Origin of the sequence: Thermomonas paludicola (assembly GCF_024498955.1) — a bacterium.
Taxonomy (GTDB): domain Bacteria; phylum Pseudomonadota; class Gammaproteobacteria; order Xanthomonadales; family Xanthomonadaceae; genus Thermomonas; species Thermomonas paludicola.
In genome coordinates this window covers 1248999-1275570 of record NZ_CP093311.1, presented here as the reverse complement: position 1 = coordinate 1275570, position 26572 = coordinate 1248999, and the positions used below count along the sequence as shown (strand labels likewise).

Annotated in this window: 23 protein-coding genes; 5 read left to right on the top strand and 18 right to left on the bottom strand. The window is 66.5% G+C overall.

Annotated features, from left to right (window positions below; all coding sequences use genetic code 11):
- Nucleotides 1–88: 88 nt before the first annotated feature.
- The 4 genes from LIW09_RS05970 to LIW09_RS05955 are packed head-to-tail and all read left to right on the top strand — an operon-like array spanning nucleotide 89 to nucleotide 6961.
- Nucleotides 89–1387: a TolC family protein gene (locus LIW09_RS05970; protein ID WP_256647033.1), complete on the top strand. Its 1299-nt coding sequence runs from the start codon at nucleotides 89–91 to the stop codon at nucleotides 1385–1387.
- Nucleotides 1384–2793: an efflux RND transporter periplasmic adaptor subunit gene (locus LIW09_RS05965; protein WP_256647032.1), complete on the top strand. Its 1410-nt coding sequence runs from the start codon at nucleotides 1384–1386 to the stop codon at nucleotides 2791–2793. Before LIW09_RS05970 ends, LIW09_RS05965 begins: the two co-directional genes overlap by 4 nt.
- Nucleotide 2794: 1 nt before the next feature.
- A complete protein-coding gene (locus LIW09_RS05960; RefSeq protein WP_256647031.1) occupies nucleotides 2795–5956 on the top strand; it encodes an efflux RND transporter permease subunit in 3162 nt (1053 codons plus the stop codon).
- Nucleotides 5957–6007: 51 nt separating this feature from the next.
- Nucleotides 6008–6961, top strand: coding sequence for a mechanosensitive ion channel family protein (locus LIW09_RS05955; RefSeq protein ID WP_425507918.1), 954 nt, complete (start codon nucleotides 6008–6010; stop codon nucleotides 6959–6961).
- Nucleotides 6962–6968: 7 nt separating this feature from the next.
- Here LIW09_RS05955 and LIW09_RS05950 read toward each other — a convergent pair whose 3' ends face one another.
- The 9 genes from LIW09_RS05950 to folD form a co-directional block, all read right to left on the bottom strand.
- Nucleotides 6969–7181 (bottom strand): diguanylate cyclase domain-containing protein, encoded by a 213-nt coding sequence (locus LIW09_RS05950; RefSeq protein ID WP_256647158.1) that lies wholly within the window; start codon nucleotides 7179–7181, stop codon nucleotides 6969–6971.
- Nucleotides 7111–9987: a two-component regulator propeller domain-containing protein gene (locus LIW09_RS05945; protein ID WP_256647030.1), complete on the bottom strand. Its 2877-nt coding sequence runs from the start codon at nucleotides 9985–9987 to the stop codon at nucleotides 7111–7113. The genes LIW09_RS05950 and LIW09_RS05945 overlap by 71 nt, the downstream gene beginning before the upstream one ends.
- Before the next feature lie 22 nt (nucleotides 9988–10009).
- On the bottom strand, nucleotides 10010–10579 hold the full coding sequence (orn, locus tag LIW09_RS05940; protein WP_256647029.1) for an oligoribonuclease: 570 nt from the start codon (nucleotides 10577–10579) through the stop codon (nucleotides 10010–10012).
- A 105-nt stretch (nucleotides 10580–10684) separates the two neighbouring features.
- A complete protein-coding gene (gene tadA / locus LIW09_RS05935) occupies nucleotides 10685–11164 on the bottom strand; it encodes a tRNA adenosine(34) deaminase TadA (RefSeq protein ID WP_256647157.1) in 480 nt (159 codons plus the stop codon).
- A 136-nt stretch (nucleotides 11165–11300) separates the two neighbouring features.
- The gene (locus LIW09_RS05930; RefSeq protein WP_256647028.1) at nucleotides 11301–12605 is read right to left on the bottom strand and encodes a type II toxin-antitoxin system HipA family toxin; all 1305 of its coding nucleotides are present in this window, start codon (nucleotides 12603–12605) and stop codon (nucleotides 11301–11303) included.
- Nucleotides 12602–12961, bottom strand: coding sequence for a helix-turn-helix domain-containing protein (locus LIW09_RS05925; protein WP_256647027.1), 360 nt, complete (start codon nucleotides 12959–12961; stop codon nucleotides 12602–12604). Before LIW09_RS05925 ends, LIW09_RS05930 begins: the two co-directional genes overlap by 4 nt.
- A gap of 236 nt (nucleotides 12962–13197) precedes the next feature.
- Nucleotides 13198–14778, bottom strand: a complete 1581-nt coding sequence (gene guaA, locus LIW09_RS05920) for a glutamine-hydrolyzing GMP synthase (RefSeq protein WP_256647026.1) — start codon at nucleotides 14776–14778, stop codon at nucleotides 13198–13200.
- Nucleotides 14779–14838: 60 nt separating this feature from the next.
- A complete protein-coding gene (gene guaB, locus LIW09_RS05915) occupies nucleotides 14839–16299 on the bottom strand; it encodes an IMP dehydrogenase (protein WP_256647025.1) in 1461 nt (486 codons plus the stop codon).
- Nucleotides 16300–16345: 46 nt separating this feature from the next.
- Nucleotides 16346–17212, bottom strand: a complete 867-nt coding sequence (gene folD, locus LIW09_RS05910) for a bifunctional methylenetetrahydrofolate dehydrogenase/methenyltetrahydrofolate cyclohydrolase FolD (protein ID WP_256647024.1) — start codon at nucleotides 17210–17212, stop codon at nucleotides 16346–16348.
- 113 nt (nucleotides 17213–17325) lie between these two features.
- Between folD and LIW09_RS05905 the strand changes: the two genes are divergently transcribed.
- Nucleotides 17326–17526, top strand: coding sequence for a hypothetical protein (locus LIW09_RS05905; RefSeq protein ID WP_256647023.1), 201 nt, complete (start codon nucleotides 17326–17328; stop codon nucleotides 17524–17526).
- 5 nt (nucleotides 17527–17531) lie between these two features.
- On the opposite strand, the gene LIW09_RS05900 is transcribed toward LIW09_RS05905, so the two are convergent.
- The 9 genes from LIW09_RS05900 to rlmN all read right to left on the bottom strand — a co-directional run bounded on the left by LIW09_RS05900 (nucleotide 17532) and on the right by rlmN (nucleotide 26565).
- A complete protein-coding gene (locus LIW09_RS05900) occupies nucleotides 17532–18581 on the bottom strand; it encodes a DUF2272 domain-containing protein (protein WP_256647022.1) in 1050 nt (349 codons plus the stop codon).
- The gene (gene moeB / locus LIW09_RS05895) at nucleotides 18581–19714 is read right to left on the bottom strand and encodes a molybdopterin-synthase adenylyltransferase MoeB (RefSeq protein WP_256647021.1); all 1134 of its coding nucleotides are present in this window, start codon (nucleotides 19712–19714) and stop codon (nucleotides 18581–18583) included. The genes LIW09_RS05900 and moeB overlap by 1 nt, the downstream gene beginning before the upstream one ends.
- A gap of 24 nt (nucleotides 19715–19738) precedes the next feature.
- Nucleotides 19739–20320: a molybdenum cofactor guanylyltransferase gene (gene mobA / locus LIW09_RS05890; protein WP_256647020.1), complete on the bottom strand. Its 582-nt coding sequence runs from the start codon at nucleotides 20318–20320 to the stop codon at nucleotides 19739–19741.
- Nucleotides 20320–21720 (bottom strand): ribosome biogenesis GTPase Der, encoded by a 1401-nt coding sequence (gene der / locus LIW09_RS05885; RefSeq protein WP_256647019.1) that lies wholly within the window; start codon nucleotides 21718–21720, stop codon nucleotides 20320–20322. The genes mobA and der overlap by 1 nt, the downstream gene beginning before the upstream one ends.
- 114 nt (nucleotides 21721–21834) lie before the next feature.
- The gene (gene bamB / locus LIW09_RS05880) at nucleotides 21835–23016 is read right to left on the bottom strand and encodes an outer membrane protein assembly factor BamB (protein ID WP_256647018.1); all 1182 of its coding nucleotides are present in this window, start codon (nucleotides 23014–23016) and stop codon (nucleotides 21835–21837) included.
- The gene (locus LIW09_RS05875; protein WP_256647017.1) at nucleotides 23016–23660 is read right to left on the bottom strand and encodes a YfgM family protein; all 645 of its coding nucleotides are present in this window, start codon (nucleotides 23658–23660) and stop codon (nucleotides 23016–23018) included. The genes bamB and LIW09_RS05875 overlap by 1 nt, the downstream gene beginning before the upstream one ends.
- A 73-nt stretch (nucleotides 23661–23733) precedes the next feature.
- Nucleotides 23734–24543 (bottom strand): helix-turn-helix domain-containing protein, encoded by an 810-nt coding sequence (locus LIW09_RS05870; RefSeq protein ID WP_256647016.1) that lies wholly within the window; start codon nucleotides 24541–24543, stop codon nucleotides 23734–23736.
- Complete coding sequence (locus LIW09_RS05865; protein WP_256647015.1) at nucleotides 24540–25349, bottom strand: tetratricopeptide repeat protein; 810 nt, start codon at nucleotides 25347–25349, stop codon at nucleotides 24540–24542. Before LIW09_RS05865 ends, LIW09_RS05870 begins: the two co-directional genes overlap by 4 nt.
- Entirely contained in the window at nucleotides 25339–26565 is a 1227-nt protein-coding gene (gene rlmN / locus LIW09_RS05860; protein WP_256647014.1) for a dual-specificity RNA methyltransferase RlmN, read from the bottom strand. The genes LIW09_RS05865 and rlmN overlap by 11 nt, the downstream gene beginning before the upstream one ends.
- Between the last annotated feature and the right edge of the window lie 7 nt (nucleotides 26566–26572).

Genomic DNA, 26572 nt, shown 5'->3' with positions numbered 1-26572 from the left:
CCACTGGCGGTGATGCCAGCGCATCACCGTGGTCGTGCCGCGCGTGCGCCATCGCGCGGCGGCTCCGCAGGCCTGGTCGAGGTTGAACATGCAATTTCCATTGATTGGCGGTGCGCGTCGCATCGTCGCCGCGCGAGCGCGCTGGCTGGCGTTTGCCTGCCTGCTGCTTGCCTTCCCTGCGTCCGCCCAATACGCCGCGGGCACGCCACCTGGCGCCGACGTGGCCTCCATCCACGACTGGCTGCTGGCGCACAATCCCGAATTGCGCGCGCAGCAGGCGGAAACCGAGGCCGCGCAGGCGCTGACCGTCTCCGCCGGCAGCCTGCCCAATCCCAGCGCCGAGATCCTGCTGCAGGGTATCTCGCCCAGTCATCCCGACCTGCTGCCGGCCAACGTCGGCAACACCCGCTACCAACTGCGCCAGCGCATTCCGCTGTGGGGCAAGCGTGGGCTGGCGCGCGGAATTGCCGAGCAAAATGCGCAGGCGCTTGGCGCACGTCGTGATGCCACCGCCCTGGATCTGCTGGCGCAGGCAGATGCGGCCTACGTGCGCTACTGGCACGCCGGGCAGGCGCTGCAGCTGCTCGATGACCAGATCGTGCTTCTGCGAAAGCTGGAAGAGATCGCCGGCGTGCGCTACGCGCTGGGCATGGTGCCGCAGCAGGACGCGATCCGGGCACAGGTGGAAACAACCCGCGTGCAAGGCCAGCGCATCGTGCTGGAAGAACTGGGCAACGAGGCCGGCATGCTGCTCAACCTGCTGCTGGGCCGGCGCGCCGACGCCGCACTGTCGCCGGCGCGGGAACCACCGCAGATCGCGGTGGCCAGCGCCACCCTGGGCGATGCACTGGCGACACTGGACACGCGCGCGCATCCCGCCCTGCAAGCCGCACAGGCCCAGATACTCGCCGCACAGGACACCCTGCGGTTGCGCCAGCGCGAACGCTGGCCGGATGTATCCATCGGCATCGGCGCGATGCAGCGCGGCCATCGCATCGACGGCTTTGACCTGATGCTGGAAGTGGAACTGCCGTTGCAGCGGCGTGCGCTGGCCGCACGCGAAGACGAGGCGCGGCGTCTGCGGGATGCTGCGCAAGCGCGTGCCGACGCGCAACAGACGACGCTGGGCGGCCAACTGGGCGTGGCATGGGTGCAGTGGCGCAGCGCGCAACGCCAGCGCCGTCTGCTGGAAACCACCCGCATCCCGCAGGCCGAAGCCAACTACAACTCCGCACTCGCCAGCTACCAGGTCGGCGACGTGGACTTCAACGCCCTGCTCGACGCGCTGACCCAGTGGCAAGACGCTCGGCTCGCCCATCTCGATGCAACCCGCGACGAACTGCTCGGCGCCGCCGGCGTGCGCGCCCTCGAAGGAGACACCCCATGAAGCATTCCCACGGAATCCTGATCGCCACCGGCCTGATCGTCGCGCTGGGCAGCGGCATCGCGCTGGGCCGGCTGACGACGCCCGCCAAACCCGCCACCGCCGCTGCGCCGGCCGCGCGCAAGCCGCTGTATTACCGCAATCCGATGGGCCTGCCCGATACCTCGCCGGTGCCGAAGAAAGACGACATGGGGATGGATTACATCCCGGTCTATGCCGATGACGAAGCGTCGTCAGCGCCCGGTACCGTGGCGCTGCCGCCGGAAAAAATCCAGGCACTGGGCGTGCGCACCGAAGCAGTGCGACGGGAAGCGCTGCGCACTGGCATCCTGGCCAGCGGCACCATCACCGTGGATGAGGCCTCGCTGCACGTGATCGCCCCGCGCTTCGACGGCTGGGTGGAAACCCTGCAAGCCAACCAGACCGGCATGGCGGTTCGGCGTGGCCAGCCGCTTGCCACCGTGTACAGCCCGCAATTGCTGGCGGCGCAGGAAGACTACCGCGTGGCCGACGCGGCCCTTCGCCAGCTGCAGGGCGGCGACGCCGCCAGCGTGCAGTCGATGCGCCGCCTGCGCGACGCCGCCAAGCGCCGCCTGCGCAACTGGGACATCAGCGAAGCGCAACTGGAACACATCGCCCATCTTCCCCCTGGAAACCTGACCATCACCGCCCCGGCCAGCGGCGTGATCGTGGACAAGCCCGTGGTGCAAGGCACGCGCTTCGTCGCCGGCGACACCCTGCTGCGCCTCGCCGACCTGTCCACGGTTTGGGTGATCGCCAACGTGCCTGCAACGCAGATCAGCCAGGTGCGGCTTGGCCAGCCTGCCAGCTTCGCCACGCCGGCACTGCCGGGGCAAACCTTTGCCGGCAAGGTGGGATTCCTGCAACCCACCCTGGATGCGGCAACGCGCAGCCTGGCGGTGCGGGTGGAACTGAAGAACCCGGACGGCCGGCTGCGTCCGGGGCTGTTCGGCAACGTCACGCTCGCCGGCGATGACGGTACCCGTGTGCTGGCCATCCCGCGGTCGGCGCTGATCGATTCCGGCGAGCGCCAGATCGTGCTGGTTGAAGTGGCAACGGGGCGATTTTCACCGCGACCGGTGGTGATTGGCCAGCGCAATGGCGAGCGCATCGAAGTGCTGGATGGCCTGCGCGAAGGCGAACGCGTGGTCGTGGCAGGCAATTTCCTGATCGATTCCGAAAGCAATCTGCGCGGCGCCCTGAGCGCCATGGCGCCGCCAGCCGACGTGGCGCCGGCCGCGCACGACAGGCGTGAGCACGCGCTGCCTGTGCAACCCGCCGCGGACGCCCCGAAAGCCAGCCCGCACGCCGGCCACGCACCCCCCGCGCCCGACCCGCACGCCGGCCACGACATGAGCGGCCACGACATGTCCGGCATGGAGCACTGACATGCTGACCCGGATCATCGAATGGTCGGCGCGACACGTGTTCCTGGTGCTGGTGCTGGCACTGGCGCTCACCGCCGGCGGCATCCACGCGCTCCTGCGCACCCCGCTGGACGCCCAACCCGACCTGTCCGACGTACAGGTCATCGTCTATACCGAGGCGCCGGGACAGGCGCCGCAGGTGGTGGAGAACCAGATCACCTATCCGCTGACCACGGCGCTGTTGGCGGTGCCGAAAGCCAAGGTGGTGCGCGGCTTCTCCTACTTCGGGTCGTCCTTCGTGTACGTGATTTTCGAAGACGGCACCGATCTGTACTGGGCGCGCTCGCGGGTGCTGGAATACCTCAGCGCCGCCGGGCGCCAGCTGCCGGCCGGGGTCACCCCCATGCTGGGCCCGGATGCCACCGGCGTGGGCTGGGTGTACCAGTACGTGCTGGAGAGCAAACGCCACTCGCTGGACCAGCTGCGCGCACTGCAGGACTGGTTCGTGCGCTATCCACTCACCGCCGCGCACGGGGTGGCCGAAGTGGCCAGCATCGGCGGTTTCGTGCGCCAGTATTCGGTCACCGTGGACCCGGTCAAGCTGCGCGAATACGGCATCCCGCTGGCCCGCGTCGGCGAGGTGATCGCGGCCAGCAACCGCGATGTCGGCGGCCGCACGCTGGAGCTCGCCGAGACCGAGTACATGCTGCGCGGGCGCGGCTACCTGCGCGGCATCGGCGACATCGAGCAGCTGGTGGTGAAGGCCGAAGGCGGCGTGCCGGTGCTGGTGCGCGATGTCGCCAATGTCGAGCTGGTGCCGGACGAACGTCGCGGCATCGCCGAACTCGATGGCGAAGGCGAGGCGGTGGGCGGGATAGCGATTGCCCGCTACGGCGAAAACGCCCGCGCGGTGATCGGCGCGGTGAAGGAGAAGCTGCGGGAGATCCAGTCCGGCCTGCCGGAAGGCGTCAGCATCCGCAGCGTGTACGACCGCTCGCAGCTGATCGATCGCGCGATCGCCACCCTGCGCACCACGCTGCTGGAGGAAAGCGTGATCGTGGCGCTGGTCTGCGTGCTGTTCCTGTTCCACGTGCGCAGCGCGCTGGTGGCGATCATCATGCTGCCGGTCGGGGTGCTGGTCGCGTTCATCGCCATGCGTGCGCTGGGCATGAACTCGAACATCATGAGCCTGGGCGGCATTGCGATTGCCATCGGGGCGATGGTCGATGCCGCCATCGTGATGATCGAGAACGCGCACAAGCACCTGGAGCGCGACGATGGCAGCAAGCCGCGCGCGCAGATGATTGTCGATGCCTGCCGCGAAGTGGGGCCGGCGCTGTTCTTCAGCCTGCTGATCATCACCGTCTCGTTCCTGCCGGTGTTCGCGCTGGAAGCGCAGGAAGGCCGGTTGTTCAAGCCGCTGGCGTTCACCAAGACCTTCGCCATGGCCGGCGGCGCGCTGCTGTCGGTGACGCTGGTGCCTGTGCTGATGCTGCTGTTCGTGCGCGGCAAGATCGTGCCCGAGCACAGGAACCCGGTGAACCGCCTGCTGATCGGACTGTATCGCCCGGTCATCCACGGCGTGCTGAAACACCGCGCGCTCACCCTCGGCGTGGCCGGGCTGGTGCTGCTGGCCTCGCTGTGGCCGGCTTCGAAACTGGGCAGCGAATTCATGCCGGCCCTCAACGAAGGCAGCCTGCTGTACATGCCCACCACCCTGCCCGGCCTGTCGGTCACGCAGGCGCAGAAGCTGCTGCAGCAGCAGGACCGCATCATCAAGTCGTTCCCGGAGGTGGAATCGGTATTCGGCAAGGCCGGCCGCGCAATGACCGCCACCGACCCGGCGCCGCTGGAGATGTTCGAAACCACCATCAACCTCAAGCCGGAAGACCAGTGGCGCGACGGCATGACGGTGGACAAGCTGATCGCGGAGATGGACAAGGCGCTGCAGTTCCCGGGCGTTGCCAACTCGTGGACGATGCCGATCAAGGCGCGCGCCGACATGCTCTCCACCGGCATCCGCACGCCGGTGGGGATCAAGGTGTTCGGCAACAGCCAGAGCCAGCTGGAGCAGGTCTCGCGCGCAATCGAATCCGCGGTGCGCAAGGTGCCCGGCACCACCAGCGCCTACGCCGAGCGCCTGACCGGTGGCTACTATCTCGACATCACGCCCGACCTTGCGCAATTGGCCCGCTACGGGCTGTCGGTGGGCGAGGTGCAGGACGTGGTCGCCAGCGCGCTGGGCGGCCAGCTGGTGACGACCACGGTGGAAGGCCGCGAGCGCTTCGGGGTGATCGTGCGCTACCCGCGCGACCTGCGCGACACCCCCGAACGGATCGCGCAGCAGGTGCTGGTGGCCACGCCGGATGGCGCGCAGGTGCCGCTGGGCGAACTGGCCACGCTCGCCATTCGCCAGGGCGCGCCGTCGATCCGCACCGAGAACGCGCAACTGGCCGCCTACATTTACGTGGACACCCGCGAGAGCGACCTCGGCGCCTACGTTCATCGGGCGCAGCAGGCGGTGGCGGAATCGGTGAAGCTGCCCGCCGGCACCTACGTCAGCTGGAGTGGCCAGTACGAATACATGCAGCGGGCAATCGCGCGCATGCGGATTGTCATCCCGTTTACGCTGGCGTTGATTTTCCTGCTGCTCTACCTCAACTTCCGGCGCGTCACCGAATCACTGATCGTGATGCTGTCGGTGCCGTTCGCGTTGATCGGAGGCATCTGGTTGCTGTGGCTGCTGGACTACCAGCTCAGCGTCGCGGTCGCGGTGGGCTTCATCGCACTGGCGGGCGTGGCCGCAGAAACCGGCGTGGTGATGCTGCTCTACCTTGATCATGCGCTGGAGGAAGCCAAGGCGCGCTGCCGGACGGAAGGACGCCCGCTCTCGGCCAGCGATCTGCACGGGGCCATCGTCGCCGGCGCGGTGGAACGCGTGCGGCCGAAGATGATGACGGTGGTGGCGATCATGGCCGGCCTGCTGCCGATCATGTGGAGCCACGGCACCGGCGCGGAGGTCATGCGGCGCATCGCTGCGCCAATGGTGGGCGGAATGGTGTCCTCCACGGTGCTGACGCTGGTGGTGATACCCGTGCTCTATCTGTTGATCAAACACAGGCAGCTGCAGGTACCGGGCAAGCCCACGGTTGCACGTCCTTCAGGCAGGCGCCATGAGACCTGATAGTGTTCCGGGTTGCTCCCTTCGTGGGCAATACCGAGTCAAGGAGCCTGCATGCTGGCAATGTCATTCCTCCCCCCTGCCGTGGTTGCCGAACGCGCCGATGCCGCCACCCTGCTCAGCGATCTGCGTGGAATCAACTGGCTGAACCTGCTGGAAACCTGGGGACTCAAGCTGCTGGCGGCGGCGGTCATCTTCGTGGCTGGCCGCTGGCTGGCCAGGCGCCTGTCCACCGCGCTGGACCGGGTCATGACGCGCGCCAACGTGGATATCACCTTGAGCAGCTTCCTGCGCAACATCGCCTACGCGGTGATGCTGGTGCTGGTGATCATGACGGCGTTGACCGCGGTCGGCGTTCCCACCACCTCGATGTTCGCCATCCTGGGCGCCGCCGGCCTGGCGGTGGGCCTGGCGCTCAAGGACTCGCTGTCCAATATCGCATCCGGCGTCATGCTGATCGTGCTGCGCCCGTTTCGCACCGGCGATCACGTGGTTGCAGCCGGGCAGGAAGGCACGGTGCTCGAAATTCGGGTATTCCAGACCCGCCTGCGCTCCTTTGACCACCGGGTGATCATCCTGCCCAACAGCGAAATCACCACCAAGCCCATCATCAATTTCTCCTCGCTTCCCTGGCGACGCCTCGAAGTGGCGGTGGGCGTTGGCTACAACGACGACCTGCAAAAGGCGCGACGGCTGCTGCTGCAGATTGCCCGTGAGGAAACGCTGGTTCTGGATGAACCGCCACCGCTGGTGCGCGTGAACAATCTGGGCGAAAGCAGCGTGGATCTCGTGCTCTATGCCTTCACCAGGAACGATGATTACGGTGAAGCCCGCAGCCGGGTGATCGAGGCGGTGCATGACGAGTTGATCGGGAACGGATTGAACATTCCCTATCCGCAGCGCGACCTGCACGTGTTCCACAGCGATGCGGATGGTCGGCCGATCGCCGACATCCTGCTGCGCGGCGTCGCCGACGACGGCGATGGCAAGGCAGTCACGCCGGGCTGAACGCGGCTCATCCCAACACGCGGTTGCGCCCCGCGTGCTTGGCTTGGTACAGCAGTGCGTCGGCGCGGGCCACCAGTGCTTCATGGCGCAGGTCGCCTTCCCGTTCGGCCACGCCGCCGCTGATCGACAGCGTCCAGCCTGGCGCGTAATCACTGCAGTCGAGCTGTTCCACGCGCTGGCGCATGGCTTCGCAGAGTTCGCGCGCACGCGCCAGTGGCACCCGCTCGAACAGCACGGCAAACTCCTCGCACGCCCCAGCGTGCCAGCATCCCGGCCCCGTCCAGTGCATCACGCAGTGCATGTGCAACCGCGATCAGGGCCTGATCACCCGCGGCATGGGAATAGCGGTCATTGATCTGCTTGAAGTGATCGATGTCCAGCAAGGCAAAACACAGCGGGCGCCGGGTGCGCGCGGCGCGCTGGAACGCGAGCTGCAGTGCCGCATCCAGGCTGCGGCGATTGCCAACCCCGGTCAGCGCATCTTCCAGCGCCATCCGCTCGAATGCCTCCGACTGCTCGCGCAGCTTGCCCAGGAGCAGGGTCTTTTCCGCGTCGGACTCGCGCAGGCGCTCGGCATGCTCGCGCAGGTCGCGCGTGCGTTGTTCCACCATGTCTTCCAGCCGGGTCGCGCGTCGGCGCAGGCTGCCCACGCGCCACAGGTACAGGCCATACATCAGCAACGCGCTGGCCAGCATCGCCGCGATGATGACGCCGCGGCGTTGCCACGGCTGTGGGGCAACCTCGATCCGGATGGAGGTGACATCGCGGCTCCAGCCCTGGCCAAGGCCGGGGGCAGAGGCACCGACATTGAAGCGATAGCTGCCGGGATCCAGGTTGGTGTATTGCGCACTGTGCTGGTTGCCGCGCTCCACCCAGGCCGGGTCAAACCCGTCCAGGCGATAGCGGTAGCGCAGGAAGCGCGGCATCAGGAAGCTCAGCGCCGCATAACGGAATTCCAGCTTGCGCGTGCCCGCCGGCAGCCGCAGCACGCGGTCCAGTGGCACCGGCTTGCCATCCGCCAGCACCTGCTCCAGGACCACCTGCGGCAATGCGTGCCGATACGCCTGCAGCGCGCCCGGCGACACGGTGGCGGCACCGCGCGCCGTGGCGATCCAGATGTTGCCGCGGCTGTCGCGCAGCGCTGCGGGGCCAGAACCGCCGTTGCACTGCGCGCTGACCAACCCATCCGCTTCGCCGAAATGATCGAACGTCAGTTGCCGGTGCTTGCCGTCCAGCACGGCCTCGACCTCTTTGCGGGCGACCCGCAGCACGCCGCGATTGGACGTGAGCCAGAGGTTGCCGAGATGGTCGTCCACCACCGCGAACAGGGTATCGACAGGCAGGCCGTTTTCCATTCCCAGCCCGCGCAACTGGCCATTGCGGTAACGCAGCAGGCCGCGATCGGTGACCACCCACAGGGTGCCGTCGGCGTCCTCATGGAAGCCGAAGACATCCTGCGCGCCCTGCACCGAGCGCATGTCGAACGGCTTCACCACATCCCCGACGATGTGCGCCATGCCGTCCGAGGTGCCCACCCAGAGCGTGCCGTCGCGCGCCGTGTACAGCGAGATGATGAAGTCGCGCAACAGCCCCTGGGCCTGCCCGAACAACTCGAATTTTCCATCGCGCAGCCGCACCAGGCCGCGCGTGGTGCCAATCCAGAGCGTGCCCTGCCCGTCCCGGGCCAGCGCGCGGATCTGGTTGCTGCCGGGCATTCCGTGCGCGTTGTCGTAACGGGCGATGATCTTGCCTGCGCGCATGCGCAGCACGCCGTCGGTATAGGTACCGACCAGCAAGTCCCCGCTGCTGTCCTGCAGCAGGCTGAGAACGGAATCGCCCGGCATGCCATCGGCTTTCGTGTAGCGGGCCACGACCGCATTGTTGCGCCACAGGTTCAAGCCACGCCCGGTACCGATCCAGATGCCGCCATCGGGCGCCGCCGACAACGCCCGCACGTAATCGTCGGTCATGCCCTGGTCGCTGTTCCAGGTGGTGAAGGGCGCGTCGCTCAATCGCATCAGACCGGCATTGGTCCCGACCCAGATGCTGCCCTCGCGATCGGCCAGCAAGGACGCCACCCGATTGTTGGGGAGTTCCCTGCGACTGGTGAAATGCTCCACCCCGGACTGCGACAGGCGGAACAGGCCGTTGTTGATCGTGCCGATCCAGAGATCGCCGCTGGCATCTTCAGCCAGACTGGGGACACCATCATCGGGCAGCAGTGGCGACAGCAGCTGGAAGCGGTCGCTGCTGGCGATGCGCCGATAAACACCGCGCTCGCTGCCGACCAGCAGCTCACCCTTGGCGGTTTCAAACAGGCGGAACACCGGCGCGGCCGGCAGCCCGGCCTGTTGCGCAAGGATGGTCGCACGCCCGTTGGCGATATGCACAAGGCCGCTTGCGGTTGCCACCCACATGCTGCCATCGCGGTCCTCCAGCAGCCCGAACACCACATCACTTGGCAACAAGCCATTGCCGGTGTTGTATTGCGTCGCCTTGCCGTGGTCGAGCATGGTCAGGCCCATGCTTTCGGTGCCAGCCCACAGGCGCCCCTGCCGGTCCAGCATCGCATCCATGATTTCATCCTGGGCCAGGCCGTCCGCCTGGCTCCAGGTCTTCCAACTGTCGCCCCGCCTCACCGTCACGCCGCCACGCGAGGTGCCGATGACCACCGCCCCATCCGCCGAGGCGCGCAGCGAACGCACGCCGTTGTCTTTCAGCGCAGGCGTATTGGTGCGATTGAACAGGGTGAAGTCGAGGCCGTTGTAACGCACCAGCCCTTCCCAGGTACCCAGCCACAGATAGCCATCGGGCGTCTGTGCAATGGCGTTGATCTGGTTGTGCGGAAGGCCCTGTCGCGTGGTCCATGTTTCGCGATAGAACGCCGAAATCGGCTTTCCCTGCGCCGCGGTTTGCAGCACGGGCGCGGCAGCCTTGGCCGCAAGGGCATGCGGGCAGAGGCAAAGCATGGCCAGCAGCGCCACCAGCGCTGCGACGAGCTTGCTACTCGTGGATGCGGCAGGCATCAATCGCCTTGCTCCCTGCCGGCTATTCGGTTGCCAGGCCAGCCAGGACACCCATGTGGCCGCGATAATGCAGCAGCTCGGCAATGGAGTCGTGCACGTCACTCAACGCGGTATGCGCGGAGGTTTTCTTCACGCCATCCAGCACCTTGGGTGACCAGCGCCGCGCAAGTTCCTTGAGCGTGCTGACATCCAGGTTGCGGTAGTGGAAATAGCGCTCCAGTGCAGGCATCAGCCGATGCAGGAAGCGGCGATCCTGGCAAATCGAATTGCCACACATCGGCGAGGCGTTGGCCGGCACCCAGGCCTGCAAGAACGCCAGCGTGCGCGCCTCGGCCTCGGCCAGCGGCACGCCCTCGTCCAGCACGCGCTGCCACAGCCCCGACTTGCCGTGCTGGTTGCGGTTCCAGTCGTCCATCGCTTCCAGCGTGGCCAATGGATGGGCGATGGCCAGTTCCGGCCCTTCCGCCAACACGTTGAGCTGGCCATCGGTCACCACCGTCGCGATCTCCAGGATGCCGTCGCGGTCGGTGTCCAGCCCGGTCATTTCCAGATCAATCCAGATCAAGCGATCGGATACCGAATCAGAAGCCATGGGGTCGCCTGCCATCAAAGAATGTCGCCATGATAACGGCTTGCCCGTGGAATCCCGCACGCGCGACAACGCCTGCAAGCGCAGCCCGCCGGCAAGCCGCTGCGGTCAGCGGACCGCAGCCGGCTTGCCGCGCTTGCCGCGGAAATATGCAGTCAGCATCGCCCCGGCCTGTTCGCCAAGCACGCCGCCCGAAACAGCCACGCGATGGTTATGCCGCGCGTCGCCGAGCAGATCGAACACGCTGCCGGCTGCGCCGGTCTTGGGATCGGCCGCGCCATACACGACCCTCGCCAGCCGCGCGTGCACCATCGCCATCGCGCACATCGCGCAGGGTTCCAGCGTCACGTACAGCGTACAGCCCAGCAGCCGGTGGTTGCCGACGGCCTGCCCTGCCCTGCGCATCGCCACGATCTCGGCGTGCGCCGATGGATCATGCTCGGCGATGTTGCGATTCCAGCCTTCCGCGATGAGGCTGCCGCTGGCATCGACAATGATCGCGCCCACGGGAATTTCGTCATCCTCGCGCCGGGCGCGCTCGGCGAGCGCCAATGCATGGCGCATCCAGTCGTCGTCGGCTCGTGCCATCAGCTCGGTGGGTGTCACGCAAGGCCTCGCAGGGGTTGCCAACGCTCAAGCAGCCGGCGCTGCGTCACCGACGTTCGGCGCACGCGTTCCGGCACGCCATTGTCGCAAGGAAGGCCATGACAGCAAGCCCCCCGCACTAGAGGACGATTTCCCGCCGCATGCTTCGATGCAGCCTGGCCGCCATCGGCTCGGGCACGCCGGCCATGTCGGCGTAGCGCATCCAGTCTTCAACCTGCTCATGGATGTCGCCAATGGCGTCCCGGGCTTTCTTCGGCTTCATGCCGCAAAACGCGCCGAACTGGACCAGATCGGCCAACTCGAACTGGTCGCGCTTGCCGTTGAGGCTCATCTGGTGCTGATGCGTCCAGCTTCCCGCGGGGTTGTAGGCATAGCTGACGTCGAATGCGGGCGACAACCGCCACTCGCCTTTCCGGTTCATCAGGAAGGCGATGTTCTTGACGTGATCGTCCTGGTTGCGGATGAGCACGTTCAGCACGGCACGGCGGAACTGCTGTTCGATATCCAGCACCGGCAACCCCAGCATGCGGATGGTTTCCACTGCCTGTTCGTAGGAGTGCGCCCCCGCGGCGTTGAAGTCGAAATGGCGCAGGGCGGCAAGTGATTGCATGTGCAGCTTGCGACCGCTGGCATCGCGGTCGAAGCGGCGCGTCATGAAGTGCGCGCGTCCGCCCTCGTGGTGAATGCGACACTCGCTCATGTCGATGCCGGCGGCGACCGCCAGCAAATGGAACCCGTATTCGATCAGGCCGAAGCCTTGCGGATCGGCCAGTTCCTTGTCGCGATTGTTGGAAATACCATCGAACTTCATCAGCCAATAGGTGAAGCCGTCGCCGGCTTTCACTTGCCCGGAGCGGAATTCCCCCGTCCGCGCGTTCCAGGCAAGCACGGCCTTGGCCCGCGCGCCGCCGGCCGAGGTGCCAACGCGCAGGATGTCCTCCAGCGCCGCGCGGTCGTCCTCGCCCTTGAGCACGCCGACCAGCCGTTCGCGATGATTGAGCACGTCGTTGGCCAACTGGGCAAGCGCGTCGATCTCGATGGCGCGCGACTGGCGCAGCCCGCTGGCCAACGCAGGCTGGAATTCAAGCGCGCCCATGCCGCGCGTGCCGATGTAACAGAGGCGTTCAACCGGGTTGAAGCTGCTGGCCGAACGGCCCTGCGCCGCCAGCCAGGCGTCGATCAGCGCGTTGCCGAACCGGTCCGGCAAGGCATCGGCAAGCAATCCCGGCAGCCCGCGAAACGCCTCGTTTGGCAGCCCGCGAAATTCGTAAGGCTGCGGGCGAAGCGGCATCATGATGGGCGCCAACTGGATCGAACTCTGCGCGAAATCCGGCATGTACTGGAACACGGCAACCTCGCGGTCATCCAGCCAGCTCACCGCGCCGATATCCCGGCCCCACAGGCGAACCGTGGCGTCCGTCATGGGTCACCGTCCTCCCCCCAGGCCCACGCTGTTGCCTTGGGCGTGCCCGCTTTCGTGCGTGCGCGACGGCGCTCGCGGCCACCGTGTCTGACGCGCTCGACCGGCCGCACATCGGGGTTGGGCAGGGCATCCAGCAGGCGCGCCTCCATGCCCAGCGCCTTGAGCACGCGCAGGAACGTCTCCATCGACGTGTTTTCGCCCGCTTCCAGTCGCTTGATGCTGCTGAGCGATGCGCCCGCCTCGCGCGCCAAGCTGGCCTGGGTCAGATTGCGGCTCAGGCGCAAGCGTGCCAAGCGCGTGCCGAGCGCGGCCTGCATGGCGGTCATCGTTGACGTCGCTTCAATCGTCAGGCTCATGAATGAACTTTCAAGCGCCGGGTTGAGTTGAACGGCTCACTTATAAACCATAATTCCAAACAATTCAAAGGCTCAAATATGGGCCGTAAATTGATCATTTTCCAGCATAGAGATCATTTCTGATCCTTCTTCGAGCGATTCCTCGAAACATGCCGGTCAACGACACGAAAAAGCCCGCATCGCTGCGGGCTTGGACGTCGCGTGCGGGTCGATGACGGACAGCGCCCGGCACTCGATCACTCCCACTCGATCGTCGCCGGCGGCTTGCCGGAGATGTCGTAGACCACGCGCGACACGCCGCGCAGTTCGTTGATGATGCGGTTGCTCACCGTGCCCAGGAACTCGTACGGCAAGTGCGCCCAGTGCGCGGTCATGAAGTCGATGGTCTCCACCGCGCGCAGCGCGATCACCCATTCGTAGGCGCGCGCGTCGCCGACCACGCCGACGGACTTCACCGGCAGGAACACCGCGAACGCCTGGCTGGTCTTGTCGTACAAATCCGCCTTGCGCAGCTCGTCGATGAAGATATGGTCGGCCTTCGCCAGCAGCTCCGCGTATTCGCGCTTCACTTCACCGAGGATCCGCACGCCCAGGCCCGGGCCGGGGAACGGATGGCGATAGACCATCTCGCGCGGCAGGCCCAGTTCCACGCCGAGCCGGCGCACCTCGTCCTTGAACAGTTCGCGCAGCGGCTCCACCAGCCCCAGCTTCATGTGCTCGGGCAGGCCGCCGACATTGTGGTGGCTCTTGATGACGTGCGCCTTGCCGGTCTTGCTGCCGGCGGACTCGATCACGTCCGGGTAGATGGTGCCCTGCGCCAGCCACTTGGCGTTCTTCAGCTTGGTGGATTCCTCGTCGAATATCTCGACGAACAGGTTGCCGATGATCTTGCGCTTGGCTTCCGGGTCGCTGACGCCCTCGAGCCTGGCGAAGTAGCGATCGGCCGCGTTCACGCGGATCACCTTCACGCCCATGTGCTCGGCGAACATCGCCATCACCTGGTCGCCTTCGTTCCAGCGCAGCAGGCCGGTGTCGACGAACACGCAGGTGAGCTGGTCGCCGATGGCCTTGTGCAGCAGCGCCGCGACCACCGACGAATCCACGCCGCCGGACAGGCCGAGGATCACGTCGTCGGAGCCGACCTGCTGGCGCACCCGGGCGATCTGGTCGTCGATGATGTTGGCCGCCGTCCACAGGGTGGCGCAGCCGCAGATGTCGACCACGAAGCGGCGCAGCAGCGCCTGGCCCTGCCTGGTGTGCGTCACTTCGGGATGGAACTGGACGCCGTACCAGCGCTTGGCCTCGTTCGCCATCGCCGCCACCGGGATGCGGTCGGTGGTGGCGGTGACGATGAAGCCCGGAGGCGCCTTGGCCACGTGGTCGCCATGGCTCATCCACACGTCCAGACGTGGAGCACCATCGTGATCCGACAGCCCGCCCAGCAATGCATCGGCGTGGATGATGGCCACCTCGGCATGGCCAAACTCGCGCTGGTCGGCCGCCTCGGTGGCGCCGCCCAACTGCGCGGCAAGCGTCTGCATGCCATAGCAAATGCCGAGAATCGGCACGCCGCTGTCAAATACCTGCTGCGGCGCAGTGGGGCAGCCAACATCGGTGGTGGATTCCGGCCCGCCTGACAGGATGATGCCCTTGGCCCCGAACGCGGCGATTTCCGCCGGGTCGTGGTCCCAGGCCCAGATCTCGCAATAGACGCCGATCTCGCGGATGCGGCGTGCGATCAGCTGCGTGTATTGCGCGCCGAAATCGAGGATCAGGAGCTTGTCGGAATGGATATTGGGGCTGGCAGGCTGGCTCATCGGGATTCCATGCTCGAAATACGCGAAAGGGAAACTTGCGTCTCCCTTTCGCGGGTTGCATCAGGACGCGCGGTAGTTCGGCGGTTCCTTGGTGATCTGCACGTCGTGGACGTGGCTCTCGCGCTGGCCCGCACCGGTCACTTTCACGAACGATGGCTTGGCGCGCATCTCCTCGATGCTGGCGCAGCCCACGTAGCCCATGGTGGCGCGCAAGCCGCCCATCAGTTGATGCACCACGCCCGACAGCGGCCCGCGCACGGGAACGCGGCCTTCGATGCCTTCCGGCACCAGCTTGTCGGCGTCGGCGGCGTCCTGGAAATAGCGATCCTTCGACCCCTTCTCCATCGCCCCCAGCGACCCCATGCCACGGTAGCTCTTGTAGCTGCGCCCCTGGAACAGTTCGATCTCGCCCGGCGACTCCTCGGTGCCGGCGAACAGGCCGCCGATCATCACGCTGGAGGCGCCCGCCACCAGCGCCTTGCCGATGTCGCCCGAGTAGCGGATGCCGCCGTCGGCGATCAGCGGGATGCGGTCCTGCAGCGCATTGGAAACCATGTCGATCGCGGTGATCTGCGGCACGCCTACGCCGGCCACGATGCGGGTAGTGCAGATCGAGCCCGGACCGACACCCACCTTCACCGCGTCCGCGCCCGCGTCCATCAGCGCCAGCGCCGCATCGCCGGTGACGATGTTGCCGCCCACCACCTGCACCTGCGGGAAGCGCTGCTTGACCCAGGCCACGCGCTCGATCACGCCCTGCGAATGGCCGTGCGCGGTATCGACCACGATCACGTCCACGCCGGCGGCGACCAGTGCTTCCACGCGCTGCTCGGTGTCGCCGCCCACGCCCACCGCGGCACCCACCAGCAAGCGCTCGTGGTTGTCGTAGGCCGCATTGGGATTGTCGGATTTTTTCTGGATGTCCTTGACGGTGATGAGGCCGCGCAGGGCGAACTCGTCGTTGACCACCAGCACCTTCTCGATGCGGTGCTTGTGCAGCAGGCCCATGACTTCATCGTCGCTGGCGCCCTCCTTCACCGTGACCAGCTTGTCCTTCTTGGTCATCACGTGGCGCACCGGATCGTCCAGCTTGGTCTCGAAGCGCATGTCGCGCCCGGTCACGATGCCGACCAGATGCCCGCGTTCGTCCACCACCGGGACGCCTGAAATGTTGCGCGCGCGGGTCAGCTTGAGCACCTCGCCAATGGTGGTTTCCGGGCCAACCGTGAACGGCTCGCGGATCACCCCGGCCTCGAAGTTCTTCACCCACGCCACCTGCGCGGCCTGCGCCTGTGCGGTCATGTTCTTGTGGATGATCGAGATGCCGCCCAGCTGCGCCATCGCCACGGCGAGGCGCGCTTCGCTCACGGTGTCCATCGCCGCCGAGGCGATCGGCAGGCGGATGCGCAGGTCGCGGGTGAGGCGTGTTTCCAGCGAGACGTCCTTCGGCAGGACGGTGGAATGCGCGGGAACCAGGGAAACGTCGTCGTACGTCAGTGCTTCAGCCAGGATGCGGAGCATCGGCAGTCCCGTGTGGAAGTGGGGAAGCGCGTCATTGTAGCGCGTTTCAGGCCCGGCTGTCCGCCAATTCCGCCGCTTCCAGCGTGTTTTGCATCAGCGTGGCCACGGTCATTGGCCCCACGCCGCCTGGCACCGGGGTGATCCAGCTGGCGCGCTTGGCCGCCTCGTCGTACCCCACGTCGCCTACCAGCCGGCCATCTTCCACGCGATTGATGCCGACATCGATCACTACCGCGCCCGGTTTGACCCATTCGCCCGGGATCAACCCCGGCCTGCCCACCGCAACGACCAGGATGTCAGCTTCACCCACGTGGCGCTTGAGCACATCGGGCGGGGTGAATTTGTGGCAACTGGTCACCGTGCAGCCAGCAATCAGCAGCTCCTGCCCCATTGGCCGGCCGACGTGGTTGGAGACGCCGACGATGGTGGCGCTCTGCCCGCGCACGGGCTTGTCCGTCCACGCCAGCAGCGTGGTGATGCCGCGCGGCGTGCACGGGCGCAGGCCGAACTGGCGCAGCGCCAGGTGGCCGACGTTCTGCGGGTGGAAGCCGTCCACGTCCTTGTCGGGATGGATGCGCTCGATCAGCGCGCTGGCGTCGCGGATGCCGGGCAATGGAAGCTGGATCAGGATGCCGTGTACCTGCGGGTCGGCGTTGAGCGTGTCGATCAGCGTCAGCAACTCGGCCTCGGTGGTGCCAGCCGGCAGGTCGTAGTCGAACGCGTGGATACCCACCTTGTCGGCGGCGCGGCGCTTGTTGCGCACGTAGGACTGACTGGCCGGGTCGCCGCCCACCAGCACCACGGCCAGGCCGGGTCGCGATTTGCCGGCGGCCAGGCGCGCATCGACCTGTGCTTTCAGGGTCGACAGCAGTTCGTCGGCAATGCGCTTTCCATCAAGAATCCTGGCGGTCATGCGGGTTGGATGCGTGCGGGTGGGCGGTCATTATCGCGCACTGGCCGGCGTTGGCCGCGCCGGCCGCCAACCTTCGTTGAACTCTGGATGACAGACCAGTCTGGGAGCGCAGCATGGCCATGCAGGGTGAATGTCCGAAATGCGGGAAACGCGTATTGCACGTCAACGTCGAAAACGTGGTGGGCATGGTGGATGGCGACAGCAGGGCACGCTGCATCAGCTACAGCTGCATCCACTGCAACGTGGTGCTTGGCGTGCAGGTGGATCCGCGCGCCAAACCGCGCCCGCGCAGCAAACCCGCCGCCAAGGGCTGACTGCCCTACTCCGCGCCTTGCAGCGGCAGCGGCACCGGTTCCGGCTGCAGTCGTGGCGTTTGCCCCGGCAACGGGCAGCGCGGCATGCCGGAACCCAGCACGCAATTGACGCAGCATGCTGGTGCCACGGGCGGGTTTGACTGCGCGCCTGGCGCTGCCACCGGCCCCAGCGTTGCCAGCACATCCTGCGGCTTCAGCTGAAGCACCGCCGCCCAATCCTGGCGGTTGAAATTGCACATTCCCTGGGCATCCGGCGAACAGGCGACATCGCCATCGGCGCGCACCGGCATGCCCCAGAGTTGCCCATTGGCATTGAGATTGAGCAGGCGCAGGGTGACGGCTTGCTGCACGTTGCCACCAATGGCGTATGCCTTGCCATCGCCCGCGGCGACGATCACGTCGCAGTGCATCGGCAGACCGGTGTTGCCGCCGTCGATCACCTTCAGCAACCCGGCGAACCCGTACACCCGGCCGCTACGCACGTAGCAAAGCAGGTCGCCCACATGCAGCTGCGCCGACATCGGCTCGACCAGGGCATACGGGCTGTTTTCACTGTCCTTGCGCGCGGCTCGCACGTAATCGAAATGGCTGGCCGAGCCGCGAAACCCGGGCACGCCGGCACGCTGCATCACCCAGCTGATGAAGGCAGCTGACCAGGGGTTGTCGATGACAAAGCCGCGGCAGCCCATGCCCGGATAGGACAGGCTCATCGCCGCATAGGTGCAATCACTCGCGCCGTCCTTGAAGGCCATCGCGGGCAGCAGCCCGCTGAACTGCCAGTAAAACGCCACGCGCCGCCACGGGGCCGCGCCATCCTTGAGCCCGCTGGCTTCGGCTTCGTAGGCAACCAGGCTGGCCAGGCGCCCATCGGCATCGATGAACGGGCGGTTCCAGCGCAGGGACTCGTCACAGGCGACCGCCGCGATGCGCGTGGCGACTTGCGCATCGCCCTGCAATTGGCTCAGCGCGGGACACGGGTCCGCCGCTTTGGCGCAGCCCATCCACAACAGCACCCCAAGCACCAACCCACCACGCATCCATGCTCTTTGCAGCATCACCCGGTTCCTTCGGCGCAGGACGCCGCGTAATCGACATACCCTGGAAAAGCGCAATCAGGGGCGCACACCGGACACTGCGGGTCAGCGGTCAGCCGGGTTTCGCGAAAACGCATGGCCAGCGCATCGAACTGCAGCAAGCGCCCGCGCAGTGGCTCGCCGATGCCGAGGACAAGCTTGATGACCTCGGTGGCCTGCAACATGCCAATCACCCCTGGCAGCACGCCCAACACGCCCGCTTCGGAACAGTTGGGCGCGGCCTCGGGCGGTGGCGGCTCGGGGAACAGGCAGCGATAACAGGGCGCGCCGCCGCGCATGCGGCCCGCATCAAACACACTGACCTGGCCTTCGAAACGATGCACCGCGCCGTACACCAATGGCTTGCCAAGCGCCACGCAGGCATCGTTGAGCAGGTAACGCACCGGGAAATTGTCGCCGCCATCCAGCACCACATCCACGCCGTCGAGCAGGCGCTCGACGTTGGCCGACGTCACGCGTTCGCACACGGATTCAACATTCACGCGCGGGTTCAGCGCCACCAGCGCCAATGCGGCGGATTCAACCTTGGGCATGCCGATGCGCGCGTCGGTGTGCAGGATTTGTCGCTGCAGGTTGCTGCGTTCCACCACATCATCGTCGGCCATGCGCAACGTGCCGATTCCGGCAGCGGCAAGATAAAACGCCGCCGGCGCGCCCAATCCGCCCGCGCCGACCACCAGCACGCGTGCCGCCTGGAGTTTTTTCTGGCCGTCCAGTCCAACTTCCGGCAAGCGCAGGTGGCGCGAGTAGCGTTCGGCGAAATCGGCGTCGATCCTGGCCGCATGCATCGGCAGGCCTGCGCGTTCCCATGCCTCGGTGCCGCCCTCCACCGTGCCCACGTTGCGATAGCCGCGGGCCAGCAAGGCTTGCGCGCACTGCGCGGAGCGCCACCCCGTCTGGCAGATCAGCAGCACCTCGATGGAGGTCTCCGGCAAATGCGCCCGCGGGTCGCGTTCCAATACCTCGCGGGCAACCCCGTAGGCATCCAGCGCCATGCCCAGTGCCCGCTCGTGCGCGGCACGTATGTCAATCAGCAACGCGCCTGCACACTGGCGAATATGGGCGTCGGCGGGGGACAGGCTGCGCAGGGTCATGCGCGCATTATCGCCTGCGCATCCTCATTCGGGCAGGATCGTGCAGCCGGCTGCGGCAAGATCGGCGGGCGTATTGAGGTTGCCGAGGCGCAACCCCGCAAGCGCGACCTGCTTCAATCCCAGTGCTGCCTGGAGCCTCTGCACCGAATATTGGCCAGCGGCGATGGAGGTCGCCAGCGCGGCGCGCAGCGTCTCCACCCGATACAGCGCCACCAGTGGTTGCAGGCCGTCGTCATCGCAGGCAACCGCGCCCTGCCCTGCCGCCTGCGCCAACGCCGTCAGCAGGCGCGCATCGTCATTGACCAAATCCACCGGCAGGGTGAACAACCAGGGAGTGGCGCAGGCCGCCGCCAAGGCGTCCAGCCCAGCGATGGGGCCGAGCCCGGGCTGGCGATCGGGCACCGCCAGCAACCCCCGTGTCGGGTATCGATGCAGATCACGGTTGGCGCTGACCAGCACGGCGCAGCAGTCGCTGGTGAAACGACCGGCGATGCGCAGCACCTGCGGCTGCCCGCCGCGCTGGATCCACGCCTTGTCTTGCCCGCCCAGACGCGTGGCCTGGCCGCCCGCGAGGATCCCGAGCGTGATGCCGCCCGCAGCCGGCATCAGCCGCTGCGCTTGACGTGCCGCATCAGGCGGCGTTTCGCGGCGACCTGGCGCTCGGTGAGCACGTTCTTCTTGTCCTTGTAGGGGTTTTCACCCTCGCGGAAGATGAAACGAATCGGCGTGCCGACCAGCTTGAAACGCTTGCGGAAGAAATTCTCCAGATAACGCTGATAGGTTGCGCTGAGTGTCTTCAGGCGCGTTCCGTGGACGATGAAGGTCGGCGGGCTTTCGCCGCCCGGATGCGCGAAACGCATCTTCGCCACGTGGCCACGCACCACCGGCGGCGGATTCGCGACATACGCCGCTTCCACCGCACGGGTGACCTCGGCGGTACTGAATACCTTGGTCGCCGATGCGTGCGCGCGATGGATGGAGCGGAACAGCTCGCGCAGCCCCGACCCATGCAGGGCCGAAATCCGCACGTTTTCCGCCCAATCGACGAACGCCAACTTGCGCGACACCAGCGCTTCGGCCTGCTGGCGTTCGTAGTCGGTGCGTCCATCCCATTTGTTGATGGCCACCACCAGCGCACGGCCGGCATCCAACACGGCGCCCAGCACGGTGGCGTCCTGGTCGGTCACGCCTTCGGTGGCATCCAGCAGCAGCACCGCGACCTGGCACTGCTCGATCGCCTGCAGGGTCTTGACCACCGAAAATTTCTCGACAGCCTCCTCCACCTTCGCCCTGCGGCGCAGGCCAGCGGTATCGATCAGCCGATACTTGCGCCCCTCGCGCTCCAGGTCCACGGAGATCGAATCGCGGGTGGTGCCCGGCACTTCGGAGGCGATCATCCGCTCCTCGCCGAGGATGCGGTTGACCAAGGTGGACTTGCCTACATTGGGACGCCCCACGAAGGCGATGCGGACGCGCCCGGGATCATCGTCCAGTGTTTCCGTGCTGCCTTCCACAGGCAGCAGCGCGGCCACGCGGGCCAGCAGTTCGTCGATGCCGGTTCTGTGCGCCGATGACACCGGCTGCGCATCCGGGAATCCGTAGCGCGCGAACTCGGACAGCGCGCTGTTCAGGTCGATGCCATCGGATTTGTTGATCACCAGCAAGGTGGGTTTCGAGAGCTTGCGCAGCCATCGCAGGATGTCGTCATCCAGTGATGACGCACCCTCGCGGCCATCGACCACGAACAGGATCAGATCGGCTTCTTCCGCCGCCGCCCGTGACTGCCGCGCCGTCGCTCCGGCCAAGCCTTCGTCCTCTCCGGCAATGCCGCCGGTGTCCACCAGCACGAACGGGCGCCCTTCCAGCTGGCGGCAGACGCCGTAATTGCGATCGCGGGTCACGCCCGGCTGATCGTGCACCAGCGCATCGCGGGTACGCGTCATCGCGTTGAACAGGGTGGATTTACCGACATTGGGGCGCCCGACCAGGGCAACGAGGGGAAGCATCGGTTCAAACCTTGGGTGTGGATGCAGCGCGCATCCAGTCAAAAAAAACAACAACGGCCCCGGCAGGGTAGCCGGGGCCGCGCGTGGGTGCCAGCCCGGGCTGGCAGCGCCGCATTACTGCAGCTTGAAAGCGGTCAGTTTGCCATCGATGCCCTGCACGACCACGATACCGTCGGCTTCCACCGGCTTGCCGGTCACGGCCGCGCCCACCTTGCTGCGCGCGGCGAACGCGCCGTCGCTCAGGCGAATCCAGTGCACGACGCCTTCAAAATCACCGACAACCGCATAATCGCCCTGCACGGCAGGAGCCGAGACATTGCGGTTGGCCAGCCCCGACTGCTGCCACAAGCTGCCGCCGCTGTTCTTGTCCAGCCCGATGACGTTGCCGTCCTTGTCGCTGACGACCACCGCGGAATTACTCAGCCCCAGGCCGCGCACGCCGCCGTGGTCACCGCTCCACATCACCTGCCCGCTGGGGCCATCGATGGCGATGGTGTGGTTCTTGTAGCTGGATGCAAACAGCATGGTGCCTTCCATCACGGCTTCGCCATCGACATCCACCATGCGTTCCAATTCGCTGCGGCCATCGGGCTCGGCGACCGGGGTGGACCAGATGGCGCTGCCATCGTTCATGTTGAGTGCGGTCAACGTGCCACTGTCGCCGCCGACGAACAGGATGCCCGGCCCCAGCGTGATGCCGCCGGTGCCGCGCACCGTCAGCGAAGGCATGTCGGCGCTGTAGAACCAGCGGCGCTCGCCGCTGGCCGCATCAAATGCGGTCACGCGACCATCGTTGGAGTGGACGAACACCATGCCGCCGCCAATCGCCGGCGCGGAAAGCACTTCGTTGTTGACCTTTGCCGTCCACTTTTCGTGGCCGTCCGTGGCGTCGAGGGCAACCACTTCCCCCTCCAGCCCGCCCACCACCACCAGGCCATCGCCTGCACCGGGACCACCGCTCAGGTGCAGCTTGGAATCGTGGTGCCACAGCAGGCTGCCGGCAGCCAGATCAAACGCGGACACGCCGCCATCGACCGCCGCCGCATAGACATGGCCGGCATCGATGACCGGATGTTGGCCGATGCCCAAATCCTTTTCGCCCTTGCCGACCGAGGCCGACCACACGCGGTTGACGGTGGCGCTGGGCGCGAAATCGACCAACTTGGCCGGTTCGGCGGACTTGTCCTTGCCGCGCCCACCGAACATGTTCTTGACGCTGGCACATCCGGACAGCATGGCGACGGCAATGCCGGCGGCAGCCAGGAGGCGCAAAGAACGGTACTTGCCCTGGATCATCAGCGGTTGTCCTCGGTATGCGGCGGCACGCCGCCGGCCTCGATCAGTTTCATGGTGACCAGCCGGTGCTGCGGGTCGCCCACGTCGATCAGGGTCAGGGCCTTGCGATAGGTGTCCTGTGCCTTGGCGAAATCGCCAAGCGCAAACTGTGCGTCGGCGCGCACTTCCAGCATGCCGGCATCATGCTCGTTGCCCAGGAGCGGCAACGCATCCTTGGGCTTTCCTGCGTCAATCAGCAGACGCGCCAAACGCAATTGCAGAACCGGCTTCAGATCGGCTTCCACATGCTGCACGCCGCGCAAGGTGGCGATGGCATCGTCGCGCCTGCCCGCATCCACCTGCGCCTTGGCCAACTGCAGGGCGGCCAGCGTGCCCAGCGCCGGGTTGCCCTTGTCCAAGCTGGACAAAATGGCCTTGCCCTTGTCTGCCGGGATCTTGCCTTCCTCGAACGCGGCCACGGCCTTCGCATAGCTGGCGCCGAGGCTCTTGCTGCTTTCCAGGTGCTGATCCTTCCACCAGTTCCAGCCGGCGATCAGTGCCAGGCCAAGCCCGACGCCACCGGCGATTCCAAGCGCGTTGTTGCGAATCCAGGTGCGTACCTGTTCGCTCTGTTCATGCTCGTTGAGCAGTTCATCAATCGCCATGCTGCCTCTCGCCCGTCATCCAGGACGGGGCGTTGTTGAATTACGTGATTGGACATCCCGCGCGGGGCGCGGTTCAGTCTGCCGCGACAAGCGAGCCGTCGGAGGATACCGCAAAGCGGGCGACGTTCGCGCGCGCATGCTCGGTCACCTCGACGGCGCGGCCGCCGACTTCCATCTGCATGGCCGACGCGTTGCCGATGGTCAGCCCCTGCACCTGCGCCGCTCCGTAACGCCGTGCATCGCCGGCCGCCAGCGTTGCCTGCTCGAGGATGCCGCCGTCGCTGCCGATGACTTTCAGCCAGGTCTTGCCGGTCGCTTGCAGCACGATGTCCGCCGCCGGCGTGGTCATTGCGGCTGCCGTCACCGGGGCCATCGATGCAACCATGGTGCGTGGCGTTGCCGGGGCCGGCGAGGCGGTACCCGCAGGGGATTCGGCCGGCGCGTCCAGCGCCGCCACACCGGCAGGTACGCCTGCCAGATGCTGGCGAGTCGCCACCCAGGCCGGAATCGCCAGCGACAGGGTCAGCACGATGTAAACCAGCCGCCGGCCTATCTGTTCAGCCCACCACTGCGCTTTCGGCGTATGCGTGCGGCTGATCAGCCTGGTCGGCTCCACCTGGTCCACCGTCAGCGCTGCCATCATCGGAGCAGTGGTCAGGCCCAGCAATCGCGAATAACTGCGCACCTGACCACGCACGAATACCGGCGCACCCAGCCGCGACCAGTCCTCGGCTTCCAGCGAGCGCACGACCCGCACCGGCATGCGCAGGCGGGCAGCGACCTCGTCAACGCCAAGCCCCGCTGCTTCGCGCGCTGCGCGCAGACGTGCGCCGCAGCCGGCAAGCGCCTGATGGGTGGGGTCTGGCAGATGGTTCGCGTTCATTGCGTGCGCGGCACCGTGGTTGGGCCCGGGGAAATCGCCTGCAAACGCGAAAGATAGCGCGAAGCGGCCACGTTGTCGCCCAGTTTTTGCTCGATTTTCGCAGCCAGGCGCAATCCATCGGCATCGTCAGGGCTCAATGCCAGCCAGCGCTCGGCAAACGCGCGCGCTTCCAATCCATTGCCACGATCGAACTCCAGCTCCGCCAGGCCCGCCAGCGCGGGCACGCTTTGCGCATTCCGCGCCAGCAGGCGCCGCCAGTTGGCTTCGGCACGATCCTCCTGGCCAGCGATGTGGGCACACGCCCCTGCATTGGCCAAGACGCCGTCCGGGGTTGCGTAGGCGGGGTCAGCCAAGGCCCGGTCAAACCATTCCAGCGACTCCGCCGCACGCCCGTTCGCACACAGCCAGCCGCCGTAGTTGTTGGCGTAGCCGCCATTGCCACCGCCGCCGGCAGCGGCGGCGTAATAGGCCTTGCCGGCGGCCGCGGAGTCGCCGCGCGCATCGGCGATTGCCCCGATCAGGGTATTGGCGTCGCCGGAATTCGATTTGGTGGCCAGCGCTTTGCGCGCAAGATGCTCGGCCTCGTCCAGCTGGCCGCGCTGCAGCATGTCGGCGGCACTGGCCAGCAGCAGCTCGGGATCCACGCTTGCGTGTCCTTTTTTGCCGCTCACGTCATAGGTGGGCGCCACTTGCGTGTAACTGCGCTGCTTCGCACTGGGGCGAACGATGGTCAGCCGCTCCAGCTGGCTGCAGCCGGTTGCCAGCATGCAGCCCAGCAAGACGGGCACAAGCGGCTTATGCCACATCACTGACTCCCTGCGCCAACAGGCGCTTGCGGTGCTCGGCGGAGCGCCGCGTGCGATCCGTCACCTGGCCTTTCAGCTGGCCACAGGCGGCATCGATGTCGTCACCGCGGGTGCGCCGCACCGGCGCGATCATGCCGGCATTGTTGAGTTGCTTCTGGAACGCGCGGATGGCGCTGTCGTCTGGCCGCTGGAAACCGGTCCCGGGGAAGGGATTGAACGGGATCAGGTTGATTTTGGCGGCGCCCTTCATCTGCACCCGGCGATCGAAATCCCGGAGCAGCCCAAGCAGCGCCCGGGCATGCTCGGGCTGATCGTTGACGCCCTTCATCAGGGTGTATTCGAAGGTGACCGATGCGCCTTTCTTGCGCAGCGCGTAGCGCACGCAGGCATCCAGCAGTTCCGCCAGCGGGTACTTCTTGTTGATCGGCATCAGCTGGGTGCGCAGCTCGTCGAACGGCGCATGCAGCGACACCGCCAGCGACACGTCGCTTTCAACCGCCAGGCGGTCGATCATCGGCACCAGGCCAGCGGTGGACAAGGTGACGCGCTTGTTGGCCAGCCCGTAGCCGAGATCGTCGCGCATGATGCTCATCGCGCGCACGACGTTGTCGAAATTGGCCAGCGGCTCGCCCATGCCCATCATCACCACGTTGGTGAGGCGGCGATGCTGGTGCGGCACGTTGCCGAGGTGGCGCGCTGCCACCCACACCTGGCCGATGATCTCGGCGGTGGAGAGGTTGCGGTTGAAGCCCTGGGTGCCGGTGGAGCAGAACGTGCAGTTCAGCGCGCAGCCCACCTGTGAAGACACGCACAGCGTGCCGCGCCCCTTGTCGGGGATATAAACGGCTTCGATGGCATTTTTCGCATCCATGCCCAGCAGCCACTTGTGGGTGCCGTCGGTGGACGCCTTGTCGAACACCACCAGCGGCGCACGCACCACCGCGCGCGCCTCCAGCTTGGCGCGCAGCGCCTTGCCGAGGTCGGTCATGTCCGCGAATTCGGTGGCGTAGCGGTGATGGATCCACTTCATCACCTGGTGGGCGCGGAATTTCTTTTCGCCCAGGTCTTCCTCGAAGAAGCGCTCCAGCGAGGCGCGGTCGAAGTCGAAGATATTGGTGCGGGTGTCCGCGCCGGCAGTGGCCGGCACGGAACCGTGCGACGCCCCTGCCCCGTCCAGCAAGGTGATGTCGATGGCCGGGGCGCGGGATTCGCTCATTGCCGGA